General features: G+C 43.8%; 21 protein-coding genes. 14 read left to right on the top strand and 7 right to left on the bottom strand.

The features are described from left to right. The first annotated feature begins 347 nt into the window (after nucleotides 1-347). The 3 genes from trxB to cydC all read left to right on the top strand — a co-directional run bounded on the left by trxB (nucleotide 348) and on the right by cydC (nucleotide 4,915). Nucleotides 348-1,307, top strand: a complete 960-nt coding sequence (trxB, locus tag KIO97_RS09885; RefSeq protein ID WP_285382251.1) for a thioredoxin-disulfide reductase — start codon at nucleotides 348-350, stop codon at nucleotides 1,305-1,307. 103 nt (nucleotides 1,308-1,410) lie between these two features. Next, nucleotides 1,411-3,198: a cysteine/glutathione ABC transporter permease/ATP-binding protein CydD gene (cydD, locus tag KIO97_RS09880; RefSeq protein ID WP_285382249.1), complete on the top strand. Its 1,788-nt coding sequence runs from the start codon at nucleotides 1,411-1,413 to the stop codon at nucleotides 3,196-3,198. Then, a complete protein-coding gene (gene cydC / locus KIO97_RS09875) occupies nucleotides 3,191-4,915 on the top strand; it encodes a cysteine/glutathione ABC transporter ATP-binding protein/permease CydC (RefSeq protein ID WP_285382247.1) in 1,725 nt (574 codons plus the stop codon). The genes cydD and cydC overlap by 8 nt, the downstream gene beginning before the upstream one ends. Nucleotides 4,916-5,002: 87 nt before the next feature. On the opposite strand, the gene dsdA is transcribed toward cydC, so the two are convergent. Further along, the gene (dsdA, locus tag KIO97_RS09870) at nucleotides 5,003-6,334 is read right to left on the bottom strand and encodes a D-serine ammonia-lyase (RefSeq protein WP_285382245.1); all 1,332 of its coding nucleotides are present in this window, start codon (nucleotides 6,332-6,334) and stop codon (nucleotides 5,003-5,005) included. 210 nt (nucleotides 6,335-6,544) lie between these two features. Here dsdA and dsdC point away from each other — a divergent pair, with 210 nt between their 5' ends. Further along, nucleotides 6,545-7,486, top strand: a complete 942-nt coding sequence (dsdC, locus tag KIO97_RS09865; RefSeq protein WP_285382244.1) for a DNA-binding transcriptional regulator DsdC — start codon at nucleotides 6,545-6,547, stop codon at nucleotides 7,484-7,486. A 3-nt stretch (nucleotides 7,487-7,489) separates the two neighbouring features. Here the strand turns inward: dsdC and KIO97_RS09860 are convergent, their stop codons facing one another. Then, on the bottom strand, nucleotides 7,490-8,293 hold the full coding sequence (locus tag KIO97_RS09860; protein ID WP_045368690.1) for an EAL domain-containing protein: 804 nt from the start codon (nucleotides 8,291-8,293) through the stop codon (nucleotides 7,490-7,492). Between the two features lie 161 nt (nucleotides 8,294-8,454). Between KIO97_RS09860 and KIO97_RS09855 the strand changes: the two genes are divergently transcribed. The 5 genes from KIO97_RS09855 (at nucleotide 8,455) to KIO97_RS09835 (ending at nucleotide 13,875) form a co-directional block, all read left to right on the top strand. Then, entirely contained in the window at nucleotides 8,455-9,375 is a 921-nt protein-coding gene (locus KIO97_RS09855) for a helix-turn-helix domain-containing protein (protein ID WP_285382241.1), read from the top strand. 170 nt (nucleotides 9,376-9,545) lie between these two features. Beyond that, nucleotides 9,546-10,481 (top strand): helix-turn-helix domain-containing protein, encoded by a 936-nt coding sequence (locus KIO97_RS09850; RefSeq protein ID WP_285382240.1) that lies wholly within the window; start codon nucleotides 9,546-9,548, stop codon nucleotides 10,479-10,481. Between the two features lie 69 nt (nucleotides 10,482-10,550). Beyond that, nucleotides 10,551-11,498 carry a helix-turn-helix domain-containing protein gene (locus tag KIO97_RS09845; RefSeq protein WP_285382238.1) on the top strand — a complete coding sequence of 316 codons (948 nt, stop codon included), beginning with the start codon at nucleotides 10,551-10,553 and terminating at the stop codon, nucleotides 11,496-11,498. A 571-nt stretch (nucleotides 11,499-12,069) separates the two neighbouring features. Beyond that, on the top strand, nucleotides 12,070-13,083 hold the full coding sequence (locus tag KIO97_RS09840; RefSeq protein ID WP_050906394.1) for a helix-turn-helix domain-containing protein: 1,014 nt from the start codon (nucleotides 12,070-12,072) through the stop codon (nucleotides 13,081-13,083). A 405-nt stretch (nucleotides 13,084-13,488) separates the two neighbouring features. Next, the gene (locus KIO97_RS09835) at nucleotides 13,489-13,875 is read left to right on the top strand and encodes a hypothetical protein (protein WP_005428530.1); all 387 of its coding nucleotides are present in this window, start codon (nucleotides 13,489-13,491) and stop codon (nucleotides 13,873-13,875) included. A gap of 69 nt (nucleotides 13,876-13,944) precedes the next feature. Here the strand turns inward: KIO97_RS09835 and KIO97_RS09830 are convergent, their stop codons facing one another. The 4 genes from KIO97_RS09830 to KIO97_RS09815 form a co-directional block, all read right to left on the bottom strand. After that, nucleotides 13,945-15,891 carry a diguanylate cyclase domain-containing protein gene (locus KIO97_RS09830; RefSeq protein WP_045368679.1) on the bottom strand — a complete coding sequence of 649 codons (1,947 nt, stop codon included), beginning with the start codon at nucleotides 15,889-15,891 and terminating at the stop codon, nucleotides 13,945-13,947. Then, on the bottom strand, nucleotides 15,888-16,991 hold the full coding sequence (locus tag KIO97_RS09825; protein ID WP_285382235.1) for an extracellular solute-binding protein: 1,104 nt from the start codon (nucleotides 16,989-16,991) through the stop codon (nucleotides 15,888-15,890). Before KIO97_RS09825 ends, KIO97_RS09830 begins: the two co-directional genes overlap by 4 nt. Nucleotides 16,992-17,228: 237 nt before the next feature. After that, entirely contained in the window at nucleotides 17,229-18,323 is a 1,095-nt protein-coding gene (gene serC / locus KIO97_RS09820; protein WP_285382233.1) for a 3-phosphoserine/phosphohydroxythreonine transaminase, read from the bottom strand. A 131-nt stretch (nucleotides 18,324-18,454) separates the two neighbouring features. Beyond that, nucleotides 18,455-19,717 carry a DUF945 family protein gene (locus tag KIO97_RS09815; RefSeq protein ID WP_285382231.1) on the bottom strand — a complete coding sequence of 421 codons (1,263 nt, stop codon included), beginning with the start codon at nucleotides 19,715-19,717 and terminating at the stop codon, nucleotides 18,455-18,457. A 185-nt stretch (nucleotides 19,718-19,902) separates the two neighbouring features. On the opposite strand from KIO97_RS09815, the gene KIO97_RS09810 reads away from it, so the two are divergent. The 3 genes from KIO97_RS09810 (at nucleotide 19,903) to KIO97_RS09800 (ending at nucleotide 23,093) form a co-directional block, all read left to right on the top strand. Next, entirely contained in the window at nucleotides 19,903-21,843 is a 1,941-nt protein-coding gene (locus KIO97_RS09810) for an ATP-binding protein (RefSeq protein WP_285382229.1), read from the top strand. Further along, a complete protein-coding gene (locus tag KIO97_RS09805; RefSeq protein ID WP_005529183.1) occupies nucleotides 21,840-22,337 on the top strand; it encodes a response regulator in 498 nt (165 codons plus the stop codon). The genes KIO97_RS09810 and KIO97_RS09805 overlap by 4 nt, the downstream gene beginning before the upstream one ends. A gap of 207 nt (nucleotides 22,338-22,544) precedes the next feature. Then, entirely contained in the window at nucleotides 22,545-23,093 is a 549-nt protein-coding gene (locus KIO97_RS09800) for a hypothetical protein (RefSeq protein WP_005428519.1), read from the top strand. A 212-nt stretch (nucleotides 23,094-23,305) separates the two neighbouring features. Here KIO97_RS09800 and KIO97_RS09795 read toward each other — a convergent pair whose 3' ends face one another. Further along, entirely contained in the window at nucleotides 23,306-23,893 is a 588-nt protein-coding gene (locus KIO97_RS09795) for a TfoX/Sxy family DNA transformation protein (protein ID WP_005428539.1), read from the bottom strand. 370 nt (nucleotides 23,894-24,263) lie between these two features. Between KIO97_RS09795 and KIO97_RS09790 the strand changes: the two genes are divergently transcribed. Both KIO97_RS09790 and KIO97_RS09785 read left to right on the top strand, forming a co-directional pair. Next, nucleotides 24,264-25,184: an HDOD domain-containing protein gene (locus tag KIO97_RS09790; protein ID WP_285382226.1), complete on the top strand. Its 921-nt coding sequence runs from the start codon at nucleotides 24,264-24,266 to the stop codon at nucleotides 25,182-25,184. A gap of 107 nt (nucleotides 25,185-25,291) precedes the next feature. Then, nucleotides 25,292-26,197: a lysine exporter LysO family protein gene (locus KIO97_RS09785; RefSeq protein WP_038891355.1), complete on the top strand. Its 906-nt coding sequence runs from the start codon at nucleotides 25,292-25,294 to the stop codon at nucleotides 26,195-26,197. Nucleotides 26,198-26,398: the final 201 nt, after the last annotated feature.

Genomic DNA, 26,398 nt, shown 5'->3' with positions numbered 1-26,398 from the left:
TCTGGTTTGTATTAGTTAACATTTAATTTACAACCTAGGATACGCAAATATTCTGCAATTACCAGAATTTGACGTTGATAGCTTCAACAAAAACAAAAAAACAACATACATATCTACTGAATGGCTACATATTAGTTTAAACATTCAAACTAGAGACTCAGCAGTATTTGAAACTAGAACTCTGCACTATGAATAGAATTTTATGCTAGAAGAAAACACTTCACGATGAACATCAGCAAGTTCTAACCTATAACCAATAATTCGATCAGTACAATCCGTTTATGCTTTTAAAGCACTAAGAATTTCCATACAATCGAAAGAAATGTTCAGCCCTCTATGGAGCCATAATGAGCGACGTAAAACACTGTAAATTATTAATTCTTGGTTCTGGCCCAGCAGGTTACACCGCAGCAGTCTACGCAGCGCGTGCTAACTTAAACCCTGTGCTAGTAACGGGAATGCAGCAAGGTGGTCAGCTAACGACCACTACTGAAGTAGAAAACTGGCCTGGTGACGCAGAAGGTCTTACTGGCCCAGGTTTGATGGAACGCATGAAAGAGCACGCAGAACGATTCGAAACAGAAATCGTGTTCGATCACATCAACGAAGTGGATCTGTCTCAACGTCCATTCCGTCTAAAAGGTGACTCTGGTGAGTACACTTGTGATGCGTTGATCATCTCGACAGGTGCATCAGCGAAATACCTAGGTCTTGAATCTGAAGAAGCATTTAAAGGTCGCGGCGTTTCAGCTTGTGCAACTTGTGATGGTTTCTTCTACCGCAATCAGAAAGTGGCAGTTGTGGGCGGTGGTAACACTGCTGTTGAAGAAGCGCTTTACCTATCAAACATTGCATCAGAAGTGCATCTGATCCACCGTCGTGATTCATTCCGCGCAGAGAAGATCCTTGTAAAACGTCTGATGGATAAGGTTGAAATCGGCAATATCGTTCTTCACACAGACCGCACACTAGATGAAGTACTAGGCGACGACATGGGCGTAACGGGTGTTCGCATCAAAGACGTGAACAGCGGTGCGACTGAGGATCTGGCAGTAATGGGCGCATTCATCGCGATCGGCCACCAGCCAAACACGCAAATCTTCGAAGGCCAAGTAGACATGAAAGATGGTTACATCATCGTTCAATCCGGCCTTGAAGGTAATGCAACACAAACTAGCATCGAAGGTGTGTTTGCTGCAGGTGACGTAATGGACCATAACTATCGCCAAGCGATTACTTCTGCTGGTACAGGTTGTATGGCAGCATTGGATGCAGAACGCTTCCTAGACGCGCTTACTGACAAATAACTTTTCACATTTGTGTCATATCCTTAAAGCCCAGCGGTATTCCCGCTGGGTTTTCTTTTGTATACTACCGCCTCATTAAAACAATTATCATTAAGCCTTCACAATGGATAAGAAAAAGCAAAGCAGCTTGAATAAGTGGCTTAAGCAACAGAGTAAGTTGGCCAAGCGCTGGCTGATGGTTGCGATAGGCCTAGGCGTACTATCAAGCGTGTTTTTATTGGCTCAAGCAGCCCTGCTCGCCTCCATTCTTCACCAATTAATTATCGAGCATGTCGACAAGAGTGAACTTGTTTGGCACTTCGTCGGATTGGGTGTCACCGTTGTCGGTCGCGCGGCCTGTACTTGGGGGCGCGAAATTGCCGGTTACCGTTGCGGTGAACAAATCCGCGTTTACATTCGCCAACTGATTCTCGATAAAGTCCACCAACTTGGTCCTGCTTATATCAAAGGCAAGCCAGCCGGTAGTTGGGCAACGTTGATTTTGGAACAAGTAGAAGACATGCAAGATTTCTTCTCTCGCTACCTCCCGCAAATGTCGTTGTCTGTTTTGGTGCCTTTCATCATCCTAGTGGTGGTTTTCCCAATCAACTGGGCAGCAGGCCTCATTTTCCTTGTGACGGCACCTCTTGTTCCTATGTTTATGGCATTGGTCGGCATGAAGGCCGCGGATGCAAACCGTAAGAACTTCAAAGCGCTACAGCGTCTTTCAGGTCACTTCTATGACCGTTTGCAGGCGATGACTACTATTCGTTTGTTCGACCGTACACAATCAGAAACCGAGACATTAAAAGGGGCATCAGAAGTTTTCCGTACACGTACGATGGATGTGTTGAAGATTGCCTTTCTATCTTCTGCCGTGCTTGAGTTCTTCACTTCGATTTCAATTGCGATTACGGCGGTTTACTTCGGTTTCAGCTACATCGGTGAACTTAACTTTGGTTACTACGGTGCTGGTGTAACCCTCTTCGCAGGTTTGTTTATTCTGATCCTTGCGCCTGAGTTCTACCAACCACTTCGCGACCTTGGCACTTTCTACCATGCGAAGCAACAAGCGGTCGGTGCAGCAGAAAGTATCGTTGAATTCCTAGAGCTAGACGTTGACCAAGTAAAAGATGGTCACAAAGCTGTTGAACAAAACGCCGCGATTTATATCGAAGCGAACGATCTTGTTATCTTCAGCCCTGAAGGTAAGCAACTTGTCGGTCCCCTATCCTTCTCCCTAGATGCCAACCAAAGCACGGCACTAGTCGGCCCTAGTGGCGCAGGTAAAACCAGCTTAGTGAATACCATCCTTGGTTTTATGCCATACAAGGGCAGCTTGAAAATTAACGGCTGTGAATTGTCTGCGTTGGATCTAGCAACATGGCGTGAAGCCATCAGTTGGATTGGGCAAAACCCAATGCTTCTGCACGGCAGCATTCGTGACAATGTCACCTTAGGTAAGCAAGATATTCAAGACCAACAAGTCCATTCAGTACTCAACGACTCTCACGCCGCAGAGTTTGTTGAAATGCATGGCTTGGATTACCAAATTTCTGACCGCTCAGGTGGTTTATCTGTTGGTCAGGCACAACGCCTTGCTCTTGCTCGTGCAATGCTACAAAACGGTCGTTTTTGGTTACTTGATGAGCCAACCGCAAGTCTGGATGCACGAAGCGAAAAACTGGTTATGGAAGGCATCGGTAAATACACCGAGTCCACCACTAACTTGATGATCACTCACCAATTGGCACCACTGCAAAATGTGTCTCAGATTTTGGTGATGCAGCAAGGACAAATTGTCCAACGTGGTGATTACGCAACGTTAGCATCGCAAGATGGTTTATTTAAAGAAATGTTGGCTGCCAACCTAGCTCAACGTGAATCAGACAAGGGGAACTTAGATGCGTGATTTACTCCCTTATCTAAAACTGTATAAAAAGCACTGGTTTGGTTTGTCTCTGGGGATGCTTCTAGCGTTTCTGACGCTGGCAGCTTCTGTTGGTCTATTAACGCTTTCCGGCTGGTTTATCTCTGCAGCCGCTGTAGCGGGTTTGACCATTGCTCGCGAGACTTTTAACTACATGCTGCCTGGCGCAGGTGTTCGTGGCGCTGCGATGGCGCGTACTGCTGGCCGCTGGGGCGAACGTGTTGTTAGCCACAATGCAACCTTCAAGCTACTGACTGATCTTCGTATCTTCTTCTTCAAGAAGCTTGCGCCGCTGATCCCTGGCCGCGTTTCTACCATGCGTGATGCGGATCTACTGAACCGCCTAGTGGCGGACGTAGATGCAATGGACCACGTGTACTTGCGTCTTATCAGTCCTGTGATTGTTGGCGTATTCGGTATCTTATCGCTAACCGCAGTGCTTGCTTTCTTTGACTGGCATCTTGCACTACTGCTTGGCGGTATCCTAACGGTAATGCTGTTGGTGTGGCCGGTGTTGTTCTACAAACTGGGCAAACATAACGGCGAACACCTGACTCAAAACAAAGCACAACTGCGCGTAGCAACACTGGACTGGCTTCAAGGTTACAGCGAACTGAGCCTATTCGGTGCAGAAGAGCGTTACCGTAACGTGATTCTAGAGAAGCAAAAACAACTGCTATCCAACCAGTTCGTCAACGCTAACCTAACGGGTATGGCTTCTGGTCTGCTGATGCTAGCGAATGGTTTAACGCTCGTTGCTATGCTGTGGTTTGCTGCGGATGGCGTTGGTGGTCGTGCGCCAGATCCTTGGATTGCGCTGTTCGCATTTGCCACCATGGCAAGCTTTGAAATTCTGATGCCAATTGCTGGTGCTTTCCAATACCTAGGTCAAACACTGACTTCAGCACGTCGATTGAACGAAATCACCTTAGCGGAACCAGACGTTGTCTTCCCAGAAACATCGAAGCGTGAAGGTGATAAACCGTTAAATATTGAGTTCGGCAAGGTTGATTTCACTTACCCTGACGGTCAGCAAAAAGTGCTGAAAGACCTAACACTGTCACTGCCACTGGGCTCAAAAACAGCGATTGTTGGTCAAACTGGTTCAGGTAAATCAACGCTTATTCAATTACTTTGTCGCTACTGGGATGTAAACCAAGGCCAAGTGAGCATCGGTGGTGCGCCTCTACAAGATTGGAGTGAATCTGATCTGCGCGCTGCAATCACCGTAGTAAGCCAACGTGTTGATGTTCTTAATGGCACACTGCGTGACAACCTATTGCTTGCAGCTCCAGAAGCAACGGATGAACAGTTGGCTGACATTCTGACTAAAGTGGACTTGGCGAATCTCTTAGAAGAGCCAGGATTGAACGCTTGGTTAGGTGATGGCGGACGTCAACTGTCTGGTGGTGAAAAGCGTCGAATTGGTATTGCGCGCGCTCTGTTGCGTGATGCCCCAATCCTGCTTCTTGATGAACCAACTGAAGGTCTAGACAAACGCACAGAGCAAACGGTAATGGCACTGTTCAAAGAGCACTTTGCGAACAAAACCGTGGTATTTATCACCCACCGTTTGATTGAGCTAGAGAGTATGGACAACATCTGTTTGATGGAGCAAGGCGAGATCATCGAACAAGGTAACCACCAAGCACTATTAGCTGAGAAAGGTCGTTACCACCAGCTATTACAATCTCTGTAATACCGGGATTCAAATAGACAAAGGGCTCATCAATTGATGAGCCCTTTTCTTTTGCTCTCGCTGTTCCCATAACAAGTGCAAAATTCGTTAACGACCTGACTTGGCCAGATAAGCCGACATTTCCTCTTCCGGTACCATGCCGCCACCGGTCGCCCAAACTAAGTGAGTCGCGTTGTTTAATTTCTCTTCAGTAAACTGCATTCGCGCTTGGTAAGCTTGGTCTTGTGAAACGTGCACTGCCCCCATCATGCCCGCCAGTGCAGAAGGCTCTAAACGAATGTCTTCTTGTTCACTTAGCTCACCTAGATGATGATACATGCGCTCATCCGTGATGGTGTAGTAACCATCAAGCAGTCTTTCCATTGCTCGCCCAACAAAACCAGACGCACGCCCTACCGCTAGACCATCAGCTGCAGTAATGTTGTCGATACCAAGATCTTGCACCGCGATGTCATCATGCAAACCAGTGTGTACACCAAGCAGCATACACGGAGAGTGTGTCGGCTCCGCGAAGATACAATGAACGTGGTCACCAAACGCCATCTTCAAGCCAAACGCCACACCGCCAGGACCACCACCCACACCACAAGGTAGGTAAACGAACAGAGGGTGCTCCGTGTCAACGATGATACCCATATCATCAAACTGTTGCTTCAAGCGTTCGCCTGCAACGGAATAACCTAAGAACAAGGTCTGAGAATTTTCATCGTCAATAAAGAAGCAAGTTGGATCTTTTTCCGCTTCTTTGCGCCCCTGCTCTACAGCAACACCGTAGTCTTGCTCGTACTCCACCACGTTTACGCCGTGAGAACGCAGCTTGTTTTTCTTCCACTCTCTTGCATCCGCTGACATATGAACCGATACCGAGAAGCCGAGTTTTGCACTCATGATGCCGATAGACATGCCGAGATTCCCTGTCGAACCTACGGCAATGCTGTACTGCTGAAAGAACTGACGAAACTCTTCACTGAACAATTTGCTGTAATCATCACTTTCACTTAGAAGCCCAGCTTCAATCGCCAACTTCTCTGCATGTGTTAGCACTTCATAGATGCCACCACGCGCCTTTATTGAACCTGAAATAGGCAGATGACTATCTTTTTTAAGCATCAAACGTCCAAGAATTTGAGTGCCGTATTGCGCTTCCAAGCAGGACTTCATCTTATCGATTTCAACAACGTTCGATTCAATAATTCCGTTAGAAGCCGCCGTTTCTGGGAAGGCTTTCATTAAGTATGGAGCAAAGCGTTTTAGTCGTTCACTCGCGTCTTTGATGTTGGCAGCACCTAAGCCAACGTACGGTAGACCTTCTTCAAGTGTGGTGATATTTGGGTTGAACCAAACCACCTCTTCTAAATCGATCAGCCGTTTAACTAACGGGAACTCGGTTATGAGCGCACATATGTTATGGGTTGTCATCTTTTCCTAGCTGCAAATTACTGTCTATGAGCACTATTAAAGCAAATCTATGCTTTAACTGACAAACGATCAAAACTCACCTTTAGGTGAAGTGAATTTAAACAAAAGCGTGATTTACACGACGTTTAGTGAATTTTTCGACCCATAGGTGAGCCCAACTATAACAACGCCGTTATTATGTGTTCTATCAAATTAGACTCAATAACGCACATGTACACCAGAGACAATATTTTCGCCAAGAACCAACGCATCAATAGTTTTCAACTTTCCAAGCTTCATACTTTTGAAGTGGCAGCACGACACAGTTCATTTTCTCTTGCGGCAGAAGAACTCTCCATGACGCCCAGCGCCATCTCTCACCGTATCAACAAGCTCGAAGAAGAACTTGGCATTGCCTTATTTACCCGCTCTCACCGAAAAATCACACTCACAGAAGAAGGGGAACGTATTTATCTCGCCTTGAATAGAACGCTCAACGAGTTAAACCAAGAGGTAATGGAAGTCAGAAATGGCGAAGTCTCCGGAGAGCTGACGATTTACTCTCGCCCTTCTTTTGCGCAATGTTGGCTTGTACCTAGGTTGTACCTATTTAAGCAAAAGCACCCTTCCATCGAGCTGAATATTCTTACTGGCAATGAGAACATCAATTTCCAAGGTTATGGCATTGATGCCGCAATCTATTTCGATGAGCAAATGCCAGAAAAGTTGTGGTCGAAAGAATTGATGAGCGAAGAGATAATCCCGGTCTGCACTCAAACATATGCAGAACAATTTAACCTATTTGAAAAGCCAGCGAATTTGGTAAACGCCACCCTACTTCACGACAACCAAGCATGGGATTACAACTCCCACCACGATGAATGGACGCTGTGGGCAAAGGAAAATGGCATAACAGACATTGACGCTATTCCAAGCATTTCATTCGACCGATCCGATTTAGCCGTCAGTGCCGCAATGCACAATGCGGGTGTCGCTATCGGTCGATTATCGCTGGTGGAAAAACGACTTAAATCCGGCGAACTGATCACGCCTTTTAAAAACCAAACTCTGCAATGCAAACAGAAATATTATGTCGTTACGGCTAACGAAAAACATTCTCGAAAGCTCGAGCTTTTTATTGCGTGGCTAAATCAACAAGTTGGAAATATCTGACCTTTAAGCCCACAACGCTGTGGGCGCTAAACCGCCCGGTTTATACTCACATAATTTAGGGCAAAAATCGGCTACCACAGTTGGTCTATGAAGGTAATAGCCCTGAGCATAACAAATGCCTAAACTCTTCATAAAGTTGAGCTCATCCGAGGTTTCGATCCCCTCCGCAACCAGATCAAATTTATATTGAAGCTTCCAACTCGCCAAACGTTGCCAAAACTTTTCGTATTGAGCCCCCTGTCTTCTCAACAAGCTTCGGTCGAGTTTAATGACATCAGGTGCGACATAGCGAATGATCGACTCGTCCCTATGGTTATCACGTCCAAAGTCATCTAGGGCAATCTTAACGCCCAAACATTGGCATAACTGCAGGTTCATTTTAAATACGGCTCTGTTCCAAACCTCAGCGGGATACTGTGTCTGCTCTGTGATTTCAAGCCAAAGTGTCACTCCAAAACGCTTACATGCTTTAAGTAGCGGAAGCGCATCAGAAAAAAAGGATAGGCTTGAAAGATAAGACGGTGGAATATTAACCGAAATAAAACTGATAGACTCAGGCAACTCTCCCAGACTGGTAGAGAGCTTTTTAAATAACCGCTGAGTAAAAAAGTTGGCATAGCCTTCTTCTTCGATGCAACGGAACGATTTTTCATTGCATCGAGGTTTATTCCATCGAGTTAAAACCTCGGCACCGATCTGGTTTTCGCGTTGTAACCCATAGATAGGTTGAAAGATAGGATAAAAAGCACCTTCGCGTATATCTGCAAAGACCGTTTTACATTCATCCTCCCTTGTTGAATTTTTCATAAGTATAACCGTCTACCATCATTGTCTAATATAAAGATTAACGGAGCGTATTGCACAATAGCAGGCATCAAAAAAGCCAATTTCTTGAGCTCTGCCATGCGGAACTTATAATGACATAGCAATCAATAACCTAATCCAGAGCTCGAAATGTGAGGAAGTGAATGTTCGGGGAATACCTAAAACGACTAAGGGAAGAGGTTGGACTGACACAAAAAGAGCTCGCGACGAAGTTAAACCTTGCGAGCGTTGGTTTTGCTTCGATTGATCCTGTAACGATTAGCCGCTGGGAAAGAGGAACCACTGCCCCTACTACCGTTAAAGCGATCAAGGTCCTCAGAGTGCTGACAACAGATCTAATGCCTTTTCTTAACTCTCTTCCAGTGGAGCCAGATAAAAGTATCTTTGACGAGATCGTGGAGTATCGATTTAAGTCTCCTTGGGCCAAATTAATGAGTGAATCTTATGAGGCTCCGACCCAATGTAAAGATGTCCTAGAGGCACCGCTACTCGAGAGCAGCCAGGATGATTATCTAAACAGCTTAAAGCACTTTTTTGCGAGTCTATCTTTAGACAACAGTGCATTATTTGATATCGATTTGTATCAATATCAACAAGAGCAAAAAGCCGTTACTCGTAAGTATATTGCCAAAGAAAGCGAAGAGATCCTTGGACACAATATCTCCTTCTTATTTGATGCAAACGAGCTACGCCAATATCTTTCATCTCCTTTCTTTCCTGTTCCGTTGCAGCAATCTCGACCTTATTCAGCAAACCGCACTATGGCCGTCTGCACCGTTTCCCGCTTCTCATCGAATGAAGCAGTGTTTTGGAAAAATGGAGCGTTTGGTGCAAAGTTTGTTGCAACTCATGCGAACATTCATGATATGTATTTTTATGCAGTAGACCATTGGTCAGTAAGTTATATGAATAGTTTAGATGCAGAGAAAGTGGCCTTTGATACACCAAGTCACAACGGCATTGTAAAAATAGGTAACCAATCATTTAAACGCTGTTTATATCGCGTCGACAGTGCAATTTGGTTATCAAGGCCAGAAATTCTATCCCTACTAACATGCGAATAAGCAAGACCGATTATTGTTATCGCCTCCTATAGATGAACAGGATATAACCAAATTCAGACATATTATTGACATGAGTAAAGGTAACTCTGCCTAGCATAAAAACGGCTACTACTGTTTATGTGGTATCAAGAAAGAATGAAATACGATTCAAGTCATCATGAGGCTTATGTATGTTTGGGGATTACCTGAAACGACTTAGGACTGAAGCACAACTTACGCAAAAGGCACTCGCGGTAAAACTTAATTTAGCAGATCCAGAATTTGCCTCTATCGACTCCGTAACGGTCAGTCGTTGGGAACGCAATATTACGTCACCGAATCCCGTGAAAGCGGTGAAAGTGCTGCGTACACTCACAAACGATATTAGACCCTACCTCCTCTCTATTGAGTTCGATGAAGATAAAACGCAAATTGACCATTATCTCAATGAGCGTTACCACTCACCGAAAGATGTGCTCATGAATACATCATACCGCTCTAATCAAGACGCAGAGCCAAGCGATGTTGTTGAAGCCCCTCTGTTTGAAGCGAGGGGAGAAAAGTATGAAGAAAGCTTGAAGAACTTCTTAAGCGGTATTGGCATTGATCATAACTTGCTGTTCGATGTCGACCTTTATCAGTATCAACAAGATCATAAGATTTACGGCAAAAAATATCTGGATAGCTTGACGGGAAAGTTGCACGGGCACTCCTTGTCTTTCTTCTTTCATGCAGACGACTTGAGAGACTATTTTTGCTCCCCTTATCTCAAAGTACCGATAAGGAAAACCAAGCCTTATGCTGAAACTAAAAAGATGGCAATCTGCGCGTTAACCCACTTTTGCTCTGACGAGCCAACCTTTTGGATTGACCATCAAACTGGAATCGACTTTCTAGCTACACACGCTAACGTGCAAGATCTCTATTACTATGCCGTTGATAAGCTCACGGCTGACTATATGATTGGGATTGGGGCAGAGAAAGTCGCTTTTGATGAACCTAGTGTGCATGGCATCGTCAAAATTGGGACAGAAAAGTACATGCGCTGCCTCCTCAAACTTGATAGTGCAATTTGGATGACTCGTCCTGAGTTATTGCTACTATTGAAGAAACAATATTCTCAATAATCAACTAACCTAATTTAGGAGGCCAAAGTAATGCAGGCCTCCTTTCAATAATAACAACAAGGTACATGTATGTTTGGAGACTATCTAAAACAGTTGAGAGTGCAACAAGGATTAACCCAAAGGGAACTGGCCACAAAGCTCAACCTTGCTAACCCCGAATTCGCATCCGTTGACTCAGTGACAGTAAGTCGCTGGGAGAGAAACACCACCACACCCAATACGATTAAAGCCATCAAAGTATTGCGTGAATTAACACTGGATCTAAAGCCCTTCTTACTGTCCATCCCCTCCCCTGAAGATGAAACATTTCTAGATGATATTCTTTATACACGCTTTCGCTCCCAGCGTGCGTTATTGATGATGTCAGACTATGAAGAGTTGAAGCCCAGCGAAGAGATTGAGATTACCGAAGAAACGTTATTTGAAGACGAGGTTGACGCTCACCTTACTCGGTTAAAAAACTTTTTCCTGAATGCAGATGCCCACTATCCTGGAATGATCGATCTAGACTTTTTAACAATGCATGAAGAAAAGAAACTGATTGCCAAAGTCTACAAAGACAGTGCTTCACAAAAAGTTCGCGGTCATTCCATTTCTTTTTTATTTCGCGTGGAAGATCTAGATACCTGCTTTAATACACCGCATCAAACCTTACCGTTTAACCTTGCACGGGCATACTCAGAAGCCAGAGAGCTTGCTTTATGTTGTTTAAGTCGTTATGCGACTAGCGAACAGGTATTCATGATTCTTCATCCTACATTGGTCGATTACATTGCTCAGCGTTCAAACATTACTCAACTGTACTACTACGCCTTTGATAACCAGTTTACTGGTTATTTGGTAAGCCTAGGGGCAGAAAAAATCGCTTACGATACTCCCGATAAAATAGGGTCAGTTAAAATTGGTAAAACAGCATATCGTAAATGCTTACTAAAAGTAGATACCGCAGTTTTATTAGCTCAACCATCGATTATTTCTCTTCTTCATCAACATCAAGCCAATATCATCAATGGCTAAAAATCGATATAAGTCATCCTTCTAATATAACAAGCACTATGAAATCGTATTAATTACTATTAAAAATTAGTGCTTGTACTCTAATTAATCCTGAGCGACTAACTCCTTAATAAATATCTAATATACTCATATGAAATATGTTCTCCCAGCCGAACGTTTCTCACTTTTAAGATAAGTGCAAAAAATAATTTACCGTATGTATAAGTGTATATATTTCATTAACCTATGAGATTCAAATCTAAAAAAGAGAGTAAATTCAAGGCATTTTTATTGTTATTTAGGACAAATAAGTCCTGAACTAGGCATCTTCTATTCTCTCAATAAGCACAATGCCTTCTCAATTTAACAACAAACATAATACGATTTGCGTAATATTTATGAACAAATACGACATAAATATTAATACATTGTCAGCCTCCCATACGCCATATCAATTTTTAAGGGCTGTGTGTAAATGGAATACCATTTCAAGTAATTGACATATTCGGCAGGGAAATATCATGCACATAACTTCTACCAAATATAACAAATTTAGCTATGGACATGTTTTAAACCAAAGGGGGAAAGTAAAGTGTTCGGGAGTTATCTAAAATCAATAAGAACCACATTAGGCTTAACTCAGGAGCAAGCATCGATAAGGTTAAACCTATTAGGTGGTGATTTAGCCAACATAGATTGTGTCACTTTTAGTCGCTGGGAAAGAGGCATAACTCAACCAAGCCTTAGTCGAAGGGTAAGGGTGCTTAGGGCATTTGAAAATAACTTGCTGCCTTATTTGTGCAGTTTGGGGGTAGACTCATCGTTAAAAGATGATGTGGAGCAATTTGAATTGTCGTTGAAGCAGCGATATCAGGATGCGATGTCTATTCTTTCAGGAATTGACTACAACACGCCATTTCCTATTGAGCATAACCATATTGACGAGGAAGAGCTCAGCCAAAGTAATGAGCAAGACTTCATCCATAGTCTCAACAACTTTCACAATCAGTTGAAGTGGCTTAACGTCAAACATAATCTCACTTCCATCGATCTGGTTGAATACCAGCGAGACGGTCGAGCAATCACTTACAAATACCTTTCTAACAAAGAGCTAGTCGGCCATAACATTGGCATGTTCTTTACTGAAACAACATTTGAAAATGAGATTGATAGAATTAAAAAGAACCGCTTACCTATCGATTCAATCGATCTTAGGCTGACTAAGGGGATAAAAGACAAAGGGGTGTATTCTTATTACGCCATCAGTCAACACTCGAAGAACGAGCGTGTTTTTCGGAAGCAATTACATACAGAGTTTACTTTCTTAGCTCAAAACGCTCAGATCCATCATTACTATGCGAGTGTGACACTCAAAAGCTCGGTAGATGTCATGCTAAAAATGGGCTTCAGCGTAGCAGCCTATGAAGGCGAAAACCCTGTAGGAGCGATTAAGGTTGGTTCTAAGCGCTATACTCGAGCCATCATGTACATAGAGACAAGTGAATTGTTTACTCAGCCAGAATTTCTCTATCTGCTTACTTGCTGTGGTGTTTGTTCTCACCGAAACTGCGAAGCCTGTACAGAACGTCCCGGCTGCATCTGCTAAGTAAGCTTCCCCAATTTCATCATTGAGTATCCACTGCGATTAAAGGCCAACATTGCACCTCCCTCTTTCCTATGCCTCGTTGGTCTTTTCATTATTTCGTACTTGGTCAATAGGCCTTGCATCAGCAATCTTTGCCAAAGGGCACGAAATCAATGTGTTTATATTCTAGTTTTCTCAAATCTCATTTCGTAGGCAAATAACAGATTAGATTTCAATAATATGCTTATTGTTGACTACTTCGCCGTCACTTTAGTTCAATCTCATTCCTTGGCGTTTTCACATTTGCTCTGTAAAACCAACTTAGCAAACATGCTTTTATCTATTTCTTGGATGCTATCCCATGTTTCCATTCACTCGTTAATATCGGTAGGTAGAGTGCCTCCGATTTACCTACAGGTGAGAACCATGAAAAAAATTCGCTATCCATTTGATTTACATGGAACGCTATCGATTCGATACAGGGATAAAGTAAACCCAATTTTCTTGGATACTGATGAAGAGAATCAGTCCATAATCAATATCGACGACTTCGCTGTAAGGTCGTTCAGTTACGATGCTGAAGATCGATTACTTAAGATCTCTTTACAAAAAGCCGTCAACCTCACTGAAATCTCTGACTGCGGCACAGTGTTTACCGGCGTGGAATTAGAACAAAGCAACATCAAACTGGATCTTGTGTACTGCCTATACAACGCAGGCATCATTAGTTCGAATATCTCTTACCCGCTTGATGATGCCTCACCCATCGCCTCAATTGCAGTCGCAAAACCCTTAACTCTGCACCTAAAGTAAATTTTCGGTATTAAAAAGCCCTCACTCCAACATGAAGTGAGGGCTCTCTATCACTGTTTACATTAGCCGTTATTCGTTGCCTGAGAGTTGATAGAAGGCTCGTTTTTTCTCATACATAGCTTCGTCTGCCATGGAAAATAGATTATCTAGTGAAACATTATCACTCGATGCCCCGCCGACAGAGAACTTGAGTGGATGACGCTTGTGCTCCGATAGATCAATCCATTTGTCTTCTTGCGCTTCTTCTAGCGAGCTTATCAATGCTTCCAGTGATTGCTGGCTTTGTTCAGGTGCAATGATCGCGAACTCATCGCCACCGATGCGATAAAGCATCAACTCATCTCGCAATACCGACTTAATCAATTGCGTAGATTTTGAAATCAGCAAGTCGCCTCGATCGTGTCCATAATTATCATTAAGCGTTTTGAGCCCATTAATATCGATGATAATGACTGCCATCGAGTCCCAGCAACCTTTCGCTACCGATTGGCGAGCGAACTCATAATCATCATCAAACGCTTTACGGTTTAGGCACTTAGATAGCTTGTCTCTGCGCGCGAAATCTTCCAGTTCTAACCATGAGTACAACTGCTTTTTGAATAGCTCAAGTAAGATGCGTTCTTCTTCATCTAACGCATAGGTGCCGTAATCAAAATACCCCACCACAGTGCCAGTTGATGAACGCATGGTTTTCACTCTCTCGCCTTTGGGCTTCGTAAAGCTAAAACGCATATCAGACTGAGGTAACAAGCGATTCAAACCCGAGTTAATCACTTCAGGAATAGCGTGATAACCAACACCAGCATGACTGGTCGTGAAATTAATCAATGTCATCAACTTAGCTTTGTGCGCTTCCTCTCGTGTTAGGTTCACACGCAATTCTGCCGTTTGCTCTTCTACTCTGTGTTCTAGAACTTGGTTAAAGTTCGCTAACTGCGCATTGGTATCTTGAACTTGTTGGTTGGCTTTACGTAACGCTTGGTTTCGAATCTCGAGCTCGTCCATGTGATTCGTCAATTGAACCCACAGTGAATCTAAAAGGTTCATAAGCTGCCTAAACTCTTTGAATTGAAAGCGTTTAGGTGTGAGATCTGGCCGCTTATTATTTTTAAAACTACGAACCACCATCGTCATTTCTCGGATTGGTAGGGTCAGCCAACGACTTGCCAAAATTGCGATAACAAGCGTCACTACTAACGTTGCAACAATAATGTTTAACAACTGCTGCTTGGATTGCATCAACTCTTGATCACGAGCAGCGTTAGAAACCGAATGGATCATTGTGATTTCTAGGGGCTCAACAAAGTTCCGGTTTGTAACCACGATGTCGCTCATGAACTTTGAGTCATCTCCTTTCGTCAAGCTGACATCGCCGTAGTGAAAATTGACCGATTCTTGCTTGTAAAGAAAAGGTTGAGAGATCTGGATCAGATCTTGGTAAGACACCAACACGACCAAATAACCTTGAGGCTCATATTCTGAACCAGGTAACAAAGTGTACGGTAAAAGTGGGCTAACAATCGCAATGCCACTCTGTCCACCTTTATAAACCAAGCCTTCATCAAAGTAAGTGGTGTGGTACATCTTACCTTGCTTATAAAGTGTATCTGCGGCTCTAATTTTGGTTAAAAGGCGGCTGTTCTCTAGATGATAGACAGAGCCGTTACTCTCGTACATCGGCTGCCAATTCTTATCAATGATATAGGTCGTACTGACGTTCGTAGCAAGCCCTTCAAAGGTCTCAATCATTTGCCAAATAACACTTGAATAAAGCACGTTATCCATGCCTTGCACTAACAGGCGATCTTTTGAATACCAGCGAGTTAAGTTAGCAATGAATGTTAAATCTTCACTGATGGTTTTCTGAATACCTTGATTCGTGTTTTCCAACTTGATCTCTTTTTGCACCAAGAGGTCTGCTTGGTGCTTATCGATCATGCTGATCCCAACCCAATAGGCAGGTAAAAGAGAGCCTGCAACGACAATCAAAGTCAGTATGCTACGCAAACTAATCATGATGACTTCCTACGACGATGGATATGCTGTGAGTGATTTTGGATAAAATCGACCACAAATTGAGCTGCGCTTTTGGCTGGCATCCCCGAACGATAACGCTTATAACCGCGAATAAGCGCTTCCCATGTTACCGCCATTTCGACCGTACTTGGCATCGCATAGGCTGGCGTCAGCTCTTTGTACAACTCGCTATAATAGGTGCTATTTGCATCATACCATTTACGGTTTATGGAACGGTTCGTGGAAATAAGGTTCTGATTAATAATCACATCTTCAATAAACTCAGGGTTTTGTACAATGGTGGCCAAAGTGCGCATTGCTTTACGTTTATCGCTATTTGCCATGGCTTCGGCATTGAAAGCGAGCACCTTCCCACCACTCAGAGAATGCATATGATGGTTATTGTAAGTCGGTAAACTGCTGATCTTCAGCTCAGCTGAAAAATGCTGCTTCAACTCACCCAATGCCCAGTCTCCATCAATCAAATACGGGACTTTGCCTTGAATGAACTGAGCGCGCGCTTGCTCTTGAGATACTTCATCGTGCACCAACCCTTTTTCAGGCAACGCGCCATAAAATTTGAGTGCTGCAGCTAACGCAGAGACATCGATATCAGTAAGTGGTTCAGGTCTGCGATCAGAGAACATAGGAACGAACGACATAAGAAAGTACATGTTGGGATATTGCATCGCTAGGGCGTTTTCTCCCTGCTTCGCTTTTTCCAATAACGTTTCCCATGTTGGCTGTATGTCGTCCGTCAGTTTTGTATTTACGTACAAAACAAGGTGATTCCCCAAACCGAGTGGCACACCGTAGATGGCACCATCTACCGTCACTAATTCAAGAGCTTTAGGTTCAATACTCTTTTCCTCTATCCAACTCGGTGGAATCTTGGCGAGGTCAAAGTAATCGTGTAAACCAAGGAAGTCTGAAGGCACCCAAATTACATCAGGTACCGTAATCCCAGTTTGTTTGGCGAGCAGCAACTCAGAGCGGATATTATTAACATCAAATTCTCGGATGGCGAGTGTATTGCCCGTCTCTTCCTGAAATCGCTCATTGATTTCAGCAACCGTGGAGTACTCAATACCACTCCACACTTGGATTTCCTGCGCGGAAATCAAAGAAGGAAGAAACAAGAGAAGGAAACAGCTCAAATATCTCACAAGAACCCTCGAAAATGACTGACATCAAAACAAACATAGCGAACCACAAGTACCGATTCAAACAAGCGCCATGGAAATGTGCGAATGCTTCCATTGACGATTTCACTGTGCTGCAGAAAGCAAAAAGCGCCGCTTTTGCGACGCCTTTTTGGATTATATCACAGCAAATGTTTAAGCGTACTGTTGCTCAAACTCACGCATGAAATCGACAAGCGCTTGAACACCCTCAAGTGGCATCGCGTTGTAGATTGACGCACGCATCCCTCCTACTGCTCGGTGACCTTTTAGCGCTTTAAGGCCTTTCGCATCAGCAAGCTCTAGGAATGTGCCGTCAAGCTCTGGCTTCGCAAGCTGGAATGGAACATTCATTAGCGAGCGGTTAGCTGAATAAACACCATTGCGGTAGAAATCAGACTGATCGATGTAATCGTAAAGCAGCGCCGCTTTCTCACGGTTTACTTGCTCAATCGCTTTCACACCGCCCTGTTCTTTCAGCCATTTGAATACCAGACCAGACAAGTACCAAGCAAACGTTGGTGGCGTATTGAACATCGACTCTTTTTCTGCCAACACTTTGTAATCCAAAATGCTTGGTAGTACTTGCTTCGCCAAGCCAAGCAGATCATCACGTACGATGGCAATCGCGATGCCAGAAGGGCCAATGTTCTTCTGTGCGCCAGCGTAAATCACGCCGTACTTTGAAATGTCAATTTCACGAGAAAGAATGGTTGAAGACATATCAGCAACGATTGGTTTGTCCGTTACTGGTAGGTCGCTAATCTCAACACCATCAATGGTTTCGTTAGGACAGAAGTGAACGTAAGCCGCGTCTGGTGAGATCTTCCACTCCGTTGCTGGCAGCACAGCAGCCTTTCCATCGATGACTGTTTTTGCATTAAACACGTCAGGTTCACAGTACTTTTTCGCTTCTGCTACGGCACTTTCTGCCCAGTAACCACCATCAATGTAAGTCGCAGTTTCCGCATCACCTAGCAAGTTAAGTGGAACAGCGGCAAATTGAGCACGAGCACCACCTTGGCAAAACAGTACTTTGTAATTGTCTGGGATATTCAGAAGATCACGAAGGTCTTGCTCTGCTTCTTCCGCAACCTTGATGAACTCTTTACTTCGGTGACTGATCTCCATCACTGAAGTACCAAGACCTTGCCAGTTGATTAGCTCCTTTTGTGCTTGCTGCATGACTGCTTTTGGCAGACCTGCTGGCCCTGCACTGAAGTTAAATACGTTGTCCGTATTTTGTTCCATGATGCTCATTGCTCCTGCTAAGTAAGTATGACGAAATTAATATCACGTTTTTGCAGGGATAAAAACAAGAAAAGAGGTCTTACGACCTCTTTTTAAACTGAAAAAGCTAAAAACTTACTTTGTATACTTCTCTATTGCATCATCGCTGGCATAAGCAGTGCGATTAAAGGAAACTCTTGTCCATTTTCGAACTTCAATTTCCCATCCGAAATTTGCGCTTTTAGTTCATAACCGTCGTCTTTTTTCTCGATAAGCTCCATCACCATCAACTCATCAACACTTTCTTGAATGAATGGGTAGAGATCCACCAGCTCATCCGAGAAGTAGGTGTTAAGTGAACCACTCGTTGCTGTCATCAACTTCATTGGGTCTTGAGTGATGTTGTCCGTGCCTTGAGGAACAGACAGTTGCCATTCGTTACGGAACTTACCTTCACCAAACGCCAAAGACAGTTCGTTCACAGAAAGACTAAAGCCTTTGCTGAAGAGCGCATCAATATGTGGCAACAGTTTTTGGATTTCTTGCTCATCAAGCATTGGCGAGCTTTGGTAAATCGACATGATCTCATCAAACGATTTGCTATCTACGTCGCCAATAGCAAAATCCAGCTTGAAGTTATCAACATCGGTTCCATCCGTTAGGCGCATTTGCTTCGCATCCAACACCAGTTTCGAACTCAGCTTATCACCCGCTTCGTTGAGAGAGGTATTGCCGCTGTAGCTAGCACTTTCAATCAGGAACAAAGGCGCCAGTTGCGCATCGACGATATCCAGCTTTTGCAGTGAGAAAGATTGCTCACCTAACCAGTAACCTTTCGCTTGTTTGCCTTTACCCTCGCCAGTCAATTCAGTGAGGTGAATTTCTTCGCCGTTTTCAAAATCAATCTGTACCGAAGGAATCGACACTTGGTAGTTCAAATCACCAAGGACTGTCACGTTACCTTTAACCTGAGCAGGACTTGATGAAAGGTGCATGCCTTGAGCGTCGTTTTGGTAGTTCCAGCTCGCTAAATCAAGCGTGAAATCGGTATTACCGTTAAGCTGAGTTTGGCTGTGCATTGTCAAAGGCAAGAAATCGGCGTCTACTAATCTAGAATCTGCACTTAGGCTTGTTAAACCATGAGTTACGTCACTGGTCACATCAAATGCTGTTGGCAAACCATCACGTTCAAGCTGCGCTTTGATTTCTGGATCAACCACGGTGTAACGCGTCAAAACAACGGAAGATAAGTAACCGCGGTCATATTCAACAACCTCGCCTTTCACCATCTCATCGTTCATATTGGCAATGCCGTCTTCAATAATAGATTGACCAATCTGACCAACCGCTAACGGCCAACATAGCGCAAGAGAAATAGCGCCACCGATGGCACCCATTTTTTTTAGATTTTCCATAACGTCACTTATTGAGTATTTGTGCTCAGTCTAACCCAAACCCAAAGCGGATAAAACATTGAGATATATCAGACTATTGATGGTTATTTTAGTTCATTAATCGAGAACAATACCCAGCTCCCAACCATTCTTGTATTTAATTGATATGTTGTTAGTGCTAAGTTTTAACCGGAGCTCAAACCACTGTGAACCGCTACGCCGTATTGTGCCTCGACAACAATCCCATTAGTGCCGAGCAGTTTCGCTTGGAGTTGTCTGCCTTCTCGAGCAAGTTTGATATTCTGTCGGTAGAATCGATTGAAGAAGCCCAGAGTGCTTTGGAATACCTCGAAGAGAGAGAACAAAAAGTGGCGCTCGTTATCGCTAGCCATCACGCGCATTTCAACGGCGTCGATTTTCTTATCGGTTTAGATCGTAAACCTCATACCGAGCAAGCTCGAAAGATCCTTATCAGTTGTTCTTCTGATATTGAGGCAATCTTAACCGCCGTCAATGAAGGACGCCTAGATCATTGCTTAACGAAACCACTGCCAGACAAGGTGCTGCTCAATACGGCACAAAAAGAACTTACCCAATTTATTCTTCGTCACGATAGAGAAGACTTACTTAGCTACAGCCAAATTCTCGACCAGCACAAGTTGCTTCGTGCTCACATCGAAAATCAAATGAGCAACTACCAAGCAGGCTTCTTGAACGACTACCACTCTCTTTCCGACGAAGAGCTGGCGGAACAAGTGATCAGCGCACTACAACATTTCTTTGAACAAGATGACGATAGTGAAGCATGTCGAACCTACTCCCCAGAACACTTACTGACGGTAGAAGGTGAACCCAACAGTTTCTTGTGGTTTATCACCAGTGGTGAAGTTGCGCTGTACAAACGCGACGAGCTAGGAATGCAACGTGAGGTGGTTCGTCACTCTAAAGGTAATATCATTGGCGGCATGTCCTTTGTCACCGGTGAAAACTCATTTTCTACGGCACTGACCCTGACTCAAACAGAAGTCATTAAACTAGATCGAAACGAATTCCGCAAAGTAATGCAGAGCGATTCAAACTTATTACCGCTCTTTACTAACCTGCTCCTCCGTCATTTCAACCGACGATTGCAACGCAGCATCAACACCAAGTTACAACTACAAAAAACTCTGGAGTCTCTAGAATCTGCCCACCAACAACTTATTGAGAGAGAAAAAATGGCGATGCTTGGGCAACTTGTCGCCGGCGTTGCCCATGAGTTAAACAACCCTATCGCAGCCATTCTCCGCGGGGTGGAAAATCTGACGCAGACACTGGAGAATCTGCTCACAGAACTCCCTAGCCACGACATTCAAGAAAAGGGCATTGATTTGTTGACTAGAGCCCAAAGGGTTAAGCCAGCCTCAACCGCGGAGTTACGAGAGCGCGTTAAACAGCTTAGCAACTTCCTGCCAGACAGGAACCTAGCCAAAAAAGTCGTGAACCTTGGTCTCGAATCAGATAAAGCGTTGATAACAGATCTTACTCGTCAAAAAGCGGATTCATTACAGACATTAGGAACATTAGAGCAATATCATCAAGTCGGCTCATCACTTCGCTCGATAAATGTTTGTGCTGCCCGCATTGCCGACATGGTGAAGAGCTTGAAGGGATATGCACGTTCCGATGATGAAAGTTTGCACTTTGCTGATCTGCATGAAGGCATTGAAGATACGTTAGTGATCTTTGAAAACAAACTCAAAATGCACAAGGTCACTACTGACTACGCTCCGCTGCCTCATACGCTCTGCCAACCCATTGCGCTGCAGCAAGTTTGGACCAACCTAATTTCCAACGCGATTGATGCCTTCCCCGATAAAGGCGAGCTGACTATTCGATCGCGATCGGTCGAGAAAAATAATCAAACCTACGCTGTCATCTCATTCAAAGACAACGGATGCGGCATCCCAAAATCACAACAAAAAGCCATTTTTGAACTCAACTTTACAACCAAGAAAGAAGGCAATTTCGGCTTAGGAATCGGACTTTCTATCTGCCAACAAATTATGGCTAGCCATAAAGGCTGGATAGAGGTGGAGTCTGAGCTCAACCAGTACACTTGCATGACCGTCTGGTTACCTATCACTCAAGAAGGAGATGAAGCATGACTAAATATCTGATTTTGTGCGTGGATGATGAAAGAGAAGTCTTAGATAGTGTCCTTCAGGATCTGATTCCATTTGAAGATAACTTTGTGGTCGAAGGTGCGGAATCCGTCACGGAAGCCAAACAAGTGATTGAAGAAATGGCGGAAGATGGCATTCAACTCGCCCTCATTCTTTGTGACCACATCATGCCAGAGCAGACTGGTATAAGCTTCTTAATCGAGCTCAGTCAAAATGGTGACACAAAATCGGCACGTAAACTCTTGCTCACCGGGCAAGCAGGCCTAGAAGACACCGTTGAAGCTGTAAATCATGGAAGTCTCGATTACTACATCGCTAAGCCATGGAAAGGTGAAGAACTGCGAGAAGCCACCACGTCTCAACTGACTGCTTTTATGATAGAAAATGATGACAATCTGTTGTCGTGGACCTCAATTCTGGATGCAGAAGCCATCCTCAATGCAATGGCTGACAGACGAGCAAGCTTTGGCGAATAATCGTTTTGCGAGAAAAAGGCACCAAGATACCTCCTACATGGCGCGTTTTTTGCTGTGAACATGGCACAATTGACTCATTTGACAAAACATCGACACTTTTTTGTTGGTCGTCGACCTTGGTTTTTATTATGATGTCGAACAAATCAGATTACGGTTCAAGTGGTTACTTGGATCCATGGAACTATAAGACAAGGTTTATCGTTAGTTATGCGTAAAACACTATTAGCCACTGCCCTTTTGCTGGCATCTAGCCAAGCTCTAGCTGCGAACGACTACAACGCTCCAGCAACAATGAGCAACTTTAGCTACGACTACATGGAAGCTCGCATTGGTGCAAGCCCTGTGACATTCGGTGCTGGTTTTAGCAAATCAATCCACCCAAATGCACACGTAGTTGCGCGCATCGATTCAGAATTCGATGGCGATTTCGACTCAGCTGCAGGTTTTGGTTTCCACTCTCCACTTAACAACTGGGCAGACCTAACTGGTGAAATGCTAATGCGTGTTGTGCAGCCATCAAACTCAAGCAGCACAGACGTGGGTATGGAACTGAACCTTGGTGTACGCCAGTGGCTTGGTCCTCAGCTAGAGGTGGGTGGTAAAGCAGGTTACGTATCTATCGACAACGATGACGATTGGATCGGTTCTGTTTACGCTCGATTCCACTCTACAGAGCTATTCTCTCTAGGTGCAGAAGCGCGTATCAACGACTTCTACGGTGATCAAGTAATGTTCACGACTCGCTTCAAGTTCTAATCAATCATTTGATTACGCTCCATCAGAAGCAAAAATACAAAAACCGAGGCATATGCCTCGGTTTTTTATGGGTAAAAACTAATTTGTTGCAATGACTAACTCAAATGAAGTGGTCAAAAACATCAACTTCCTTTTTGTCGCTTTCAACACTCACCTTTTATGACTCGCTAACTTCATCCTAAACGAGTCAATCATCGTGAAACTAAATAGATTTATTCACACATAGCCAGTAGCTGCTTCTTGCGTGGTTCTTGGATCAGTTTCCAATGGATACCATCAATCGCACCAGCAAACTTCCAAAGCAGCTTAACGTCTACATCACTGCCGTATGCCACTCTTACTTTGTTGAAGACTTCTACTGGGCCAAGCTCCAAAAACGTGTCTACGTCATCAATACCCGCTTTCTTTACCATACGCTCTAGCGTTAGCTGCATATTCGGTAGATCACGCAAACGTCTACTGGCTGAAGACTTTTGGTATTTGCGTTCCTTGATAGAACAATTAATTGATTTTTGTAGCAGCTCATCCAACCCAGCAAAACCGGAATCGAACAATTCTGTTACATCGTAATAATTTACCGTTGCCGTCGTTTGTTTTTTGACGTGCTTATATTTTTCACAGTTTAGTTGAGTGAACTCTTCATCGAGGCCATTGCCACCGCGCAAGTAACAGCAGTCGTTACTTACTAGAGCAAACATTGCGTCGTTGCTGAATAAACCAATACCGCCAAACATTGAACGTTTTTGGTACTCACTAAAATTGCTTACATAGTTAAAAAAAGCTTGGTCTGTCATGTCCATTGACCTCTTTAATTGGAATAAGTTACCCCGATTAGCGATGTCACCAGATAAACAGCAGCTTGTAGCGAATTATAAATTGTCGATATGTTGGCGTATTTTTTGTGAATTGCGCTCACCAACTGTCTTAATCATACTTAACGTTGAAAAATAAGTTAGGATCTATGTCACAGATGCCAAAGTACAAATTCAACATACGTGATTAGTTTCACACTTACAACTCCTAGACCGATGTTTTTTTGACGCAATCACTGCCAAAAATTAAGCATCATGGTGATTAATACGGCAATTGCGAAAGCGAGACAGGTATTTAATTGATAACTAACATACTGTGAGGGTACACTGTACGAAAGCTCTCAAGCACAGCGTCGTAATGGAACATCTATCATTTTTCTGGCTACCGAATAATAAAGATAAGCTTATAAAAGCACTCGAATCTGAGTTCGCTCAGCTGGTAGAACAGTCTATTTCTACTGGCAAAATTTCCCTTCCTCCGATCCCTGATGTCGTACTCAGGATTCAACAGCTTTGCACTGAAGAACACACCACCATCGCAGACGTTGCCAATGCACTTTTAGAAGATCCTGGCCTAGCTGCTGTTGTCGTGCGTGTCGCGAACTCCGTTATCTTTAATCGTCGCAATATCACTTGTAATGACTTAATAACGGCCGTTTCTCGACTCGGTATTCTTCGCGTAAGAGACATTGTCACTGCACAAGCGATTGAACAATTAAAGCATTCAGTAAACTTAACCAAAGAATGTAATAGTATCTTGGTGAAAAGTGCCGCAGTTTCTCGTGAGCTTGGCGCAACCATGGTGTTGGTGGTTCAGGAGTTTCGCAAGCATGAACCTGCGACTTATGGTCATCTAGAACAAGAGAAGGCATTGTTGGTTGGCTTATTGGCGGACATCGGCTTGTTCTGCTTGATAAACGAATACCACTTGTATCTTGATCGCGGCAATTACCTTGATGCCGATATCGCGCTACAAATATTCCAAACCCGCTGTTCTGCTACGAGTAAATTAGTACTAGAAAAATGGGGCTTTGATAATGATTTCCGCGAAGTCTCCTCGAATGAGAAGTTCGAATCTGCTCGCCCTGAAGTAAGTTATTTAGATATTGCTCGTATCGCAAACCATCTATTAATGTTCCGTAACCAAGACGAACGCATTGAAGATCACGAAGTAGAGTTCAATTTAACTGGCGCCGAGGTCTTGTACGATCTCAGCAATATGAGTGATACTGACTTCCAAAGTGAAATTAAAGAAGTGCTTAGCGCAAGCGGTCTTTAATCTCTAATACATCAAAATCCAGCCACGACTTCATTCAGATAGTATTCTGATTCATTTTTGCGTGGCTGAATTATCTTGCTTATCTCAGAAAGGAATCATTGAGTTTTATGTTCTCAGGGATGCTATTTATCTTCGCCCCATTAGTGGTGGGCTATTTAATTCCAGTTTCTCGCTCGTCAGTACTGGAGAAGATCAATAAATCGACCTCTTACCTTATTTACGTCATCCTCTCTTTGATGGGATTGAGCTTGGCTGCGCTTGATAACCTTGGTAGCAACCTGCAAACCATCCTCCTCTACGCGGGCACTTTTTTTGTTTGCTTGGGTGTATGTAACCTAATGGCTTTGCCACTGGTTGATAAGCTGCTGCCTTTGCAGACGGACCAGAATCAAAAGAAACTTCCTCTCTCTTCTATGGCATTAGAATCGGTCAAATTAGTGGTCGTTGTTGGCGGCGGTTTGATTGCCGGCTTAATTCTTCCTATTGGGCTTTCTTGGGTAGATACCGCAAGCGAGTGGATTTTATTTCTATTGCTGTTCTTTATTGGCATTCAACTACGCAACAGTGGCCTAACGCTGCGCCAGATTCTTTTGAATAAACAAGGTATGGCAATCGCTTCTGTGATCATAGTGACGTGCATGATCGGTGGCGTCATTGCCGGAATGATTCTCGACCTACCACTCTATCAAGCGTTAGCAATGTCATCGGGCTTTGGCTGGTACTCTCTGGCGGGTATTTTGATGGGCGATGCATTTGGCCCAATCTTTGGCGGAGCCTCCTTCTTGATTGAGTTAATGCGAGAGCTGGTTGCATTGGTCGCGATTCCACTATTTATTCGCACTTATCCTTCGACTGCTATTGGCTACGCGGGTGCTACAGCAATGGACTTTACCCTACCGGTGATTCAAACCACTGGTGGTGTTCGATGTGTGCCTGTCGCGATTGTTAGCGGTTTTATCCTAAGCTTATTAGTGCCTGTAATGATGCTTTTCTTTGTGTCTCTTGCTAGCTAGATCTCAGGAATAGTCCTTAACATCCATTACAATACGGCAAAAATTCAAATACCCACGTAACCTCAAAATGCTCAATTCAAAGAGAATTTTCTGGTTTACCGCTTTGTTATCGAGCCCTTTGATTTTTAACTCTTGGATCGGTAATCAGTGACAGGCAAGGCATAGTGCCTATTAGGGTTACAAAGGGAATACAACCAAAAG

This window comes from Vibrio sp. B181a (assembly GCF_030248375.1).
In the GTDB taxonomy this organism is placed as follows: Bacteria; Pseudomonadota; Gammaproteobacteria; order Enterobacterales; family Vibrionaceae; genus Vibrio; species Vibrio campbellii.
The sequence above is the reverse complement of the archived record's forward strand: the minus strand, read 5'-3'. Positions and strand labels throughout refer to the sequence as shown.

Coding starts and splice junctions, on each gene's coding strand:
- trxB (WP_285382251.1), top strand. CDS start 348: ATGAGCGACGTAAAACACTGTAAATTATTAATTCTTGGTTCTGGCCCA.
- cydD (WP_285382249.1), top strand. CDS start 1,411: ATGGATAAGAAAAAGCAAAGCAGCTTGAATAAGTGGCTTAAGCAACAG.
- cydC (WP_285382247.1), top strand. CDS start 3,191: ATGCGTGATTTACTCCCTTATCTAAAACTGTATAAAAAGCACTGGTTT.
- dsdA (WP_285382245.1), bottom strand. CDS start 6,334: ATGACAACCCATAACATATGTGCGCTCATAACCGAGTTCCCGTTAGTT.
- dsdC (WP_285382244.1), top strand. CDS start 6,545: ATGTACACCAGAGACAATATTTTCGCCAAGAACCAACGCATCAATAGT.
- KIO97_RS09860 (WP_045368690.1), bottom strand. CDS start 8,293: ATGAAAAATTCAACAAGGGAGGATGAATGTAAAACGGTCTTTGCAGAT.
- KIO97_RS09855 (WP_285382241.1), top strand. CDS start 8,455: ATGTTCGGGGAATACCTAAAACGACTAAGGGAAGAGGTTGGACTGACA.
- KIO97_RS09850 (WP_285382240.1), top strand. CDS start 9,546: ATGTTTGGGGATTACCTGAAACGACTTAGGACTGAAGCACAACTTACG.
- KIO97_RS09845 (WP_285382238.1), top strand. CDS start 10,551: ATGTTTGGAGACTATCTAAAACAGTTGAGAGTGCAACAAGGATTAACC.
- KIO97_RS09835 (WP_005428530.1), top strand. CDS start 13,489: ATGAAAAAAATTCGCTATCCATTTGATTTACATGGAACGCTATCGATT.
- KIO97_RS09830 (WP_045368679.1), bottom strand. CDS start 15,891: ATGATTAGTTTGCGTAGCATACTGACTTTGATTGTCGTTGCAGGCTCT.
- serC (WP_285382233.1), bottom strand. CDS start 18,323: ATGGAACAAAATACGGACAACGTATTTAACTTCAGTGCAGGGCCAGCA.
- KIO97_RS09815 (WP_285382231.1), bottom strand. CDS start 19,717: ATGGAAAATCTAAAAAAAATGGGTGCCATCGGTGGCGCTATTTCTCTT.
- KIO97_RS09805 (WP_005529183.1), top strand. CDS start 21,840: ATGACTAAATATCTGATTTTGTGCGTGGATGATGAAAGAGAAGTCTTA.
- KIO97_RS09800 (WP_005428519.1), top strand. CDS start 22,545: ATGCGTAAAACACTATTAGCCACTGCCCTTTTGCTGGCATCTAGCCAA.
- KIO97_RS09795 (WP_005428539.1), bottom strand. CDS start 23,893: ATGGACATGACAGACCAAGCTTTTTTTAACTATGTAAGCAATTTTAGT.
- KIO97_RS09790 (WP_285382226.1), top strand. CDS start 24,264: ATGGAACATCTATCATTTTTCTGGCTACCGAATAATAAAGATAAGCTT.
- KIO97_RS09785 (WP_038891355.1), top strand. CDS start 25,292: ATGTTCTCAGGGATGCTATTTATCTTCGCCCCATTAGTGGTGGGCTAT.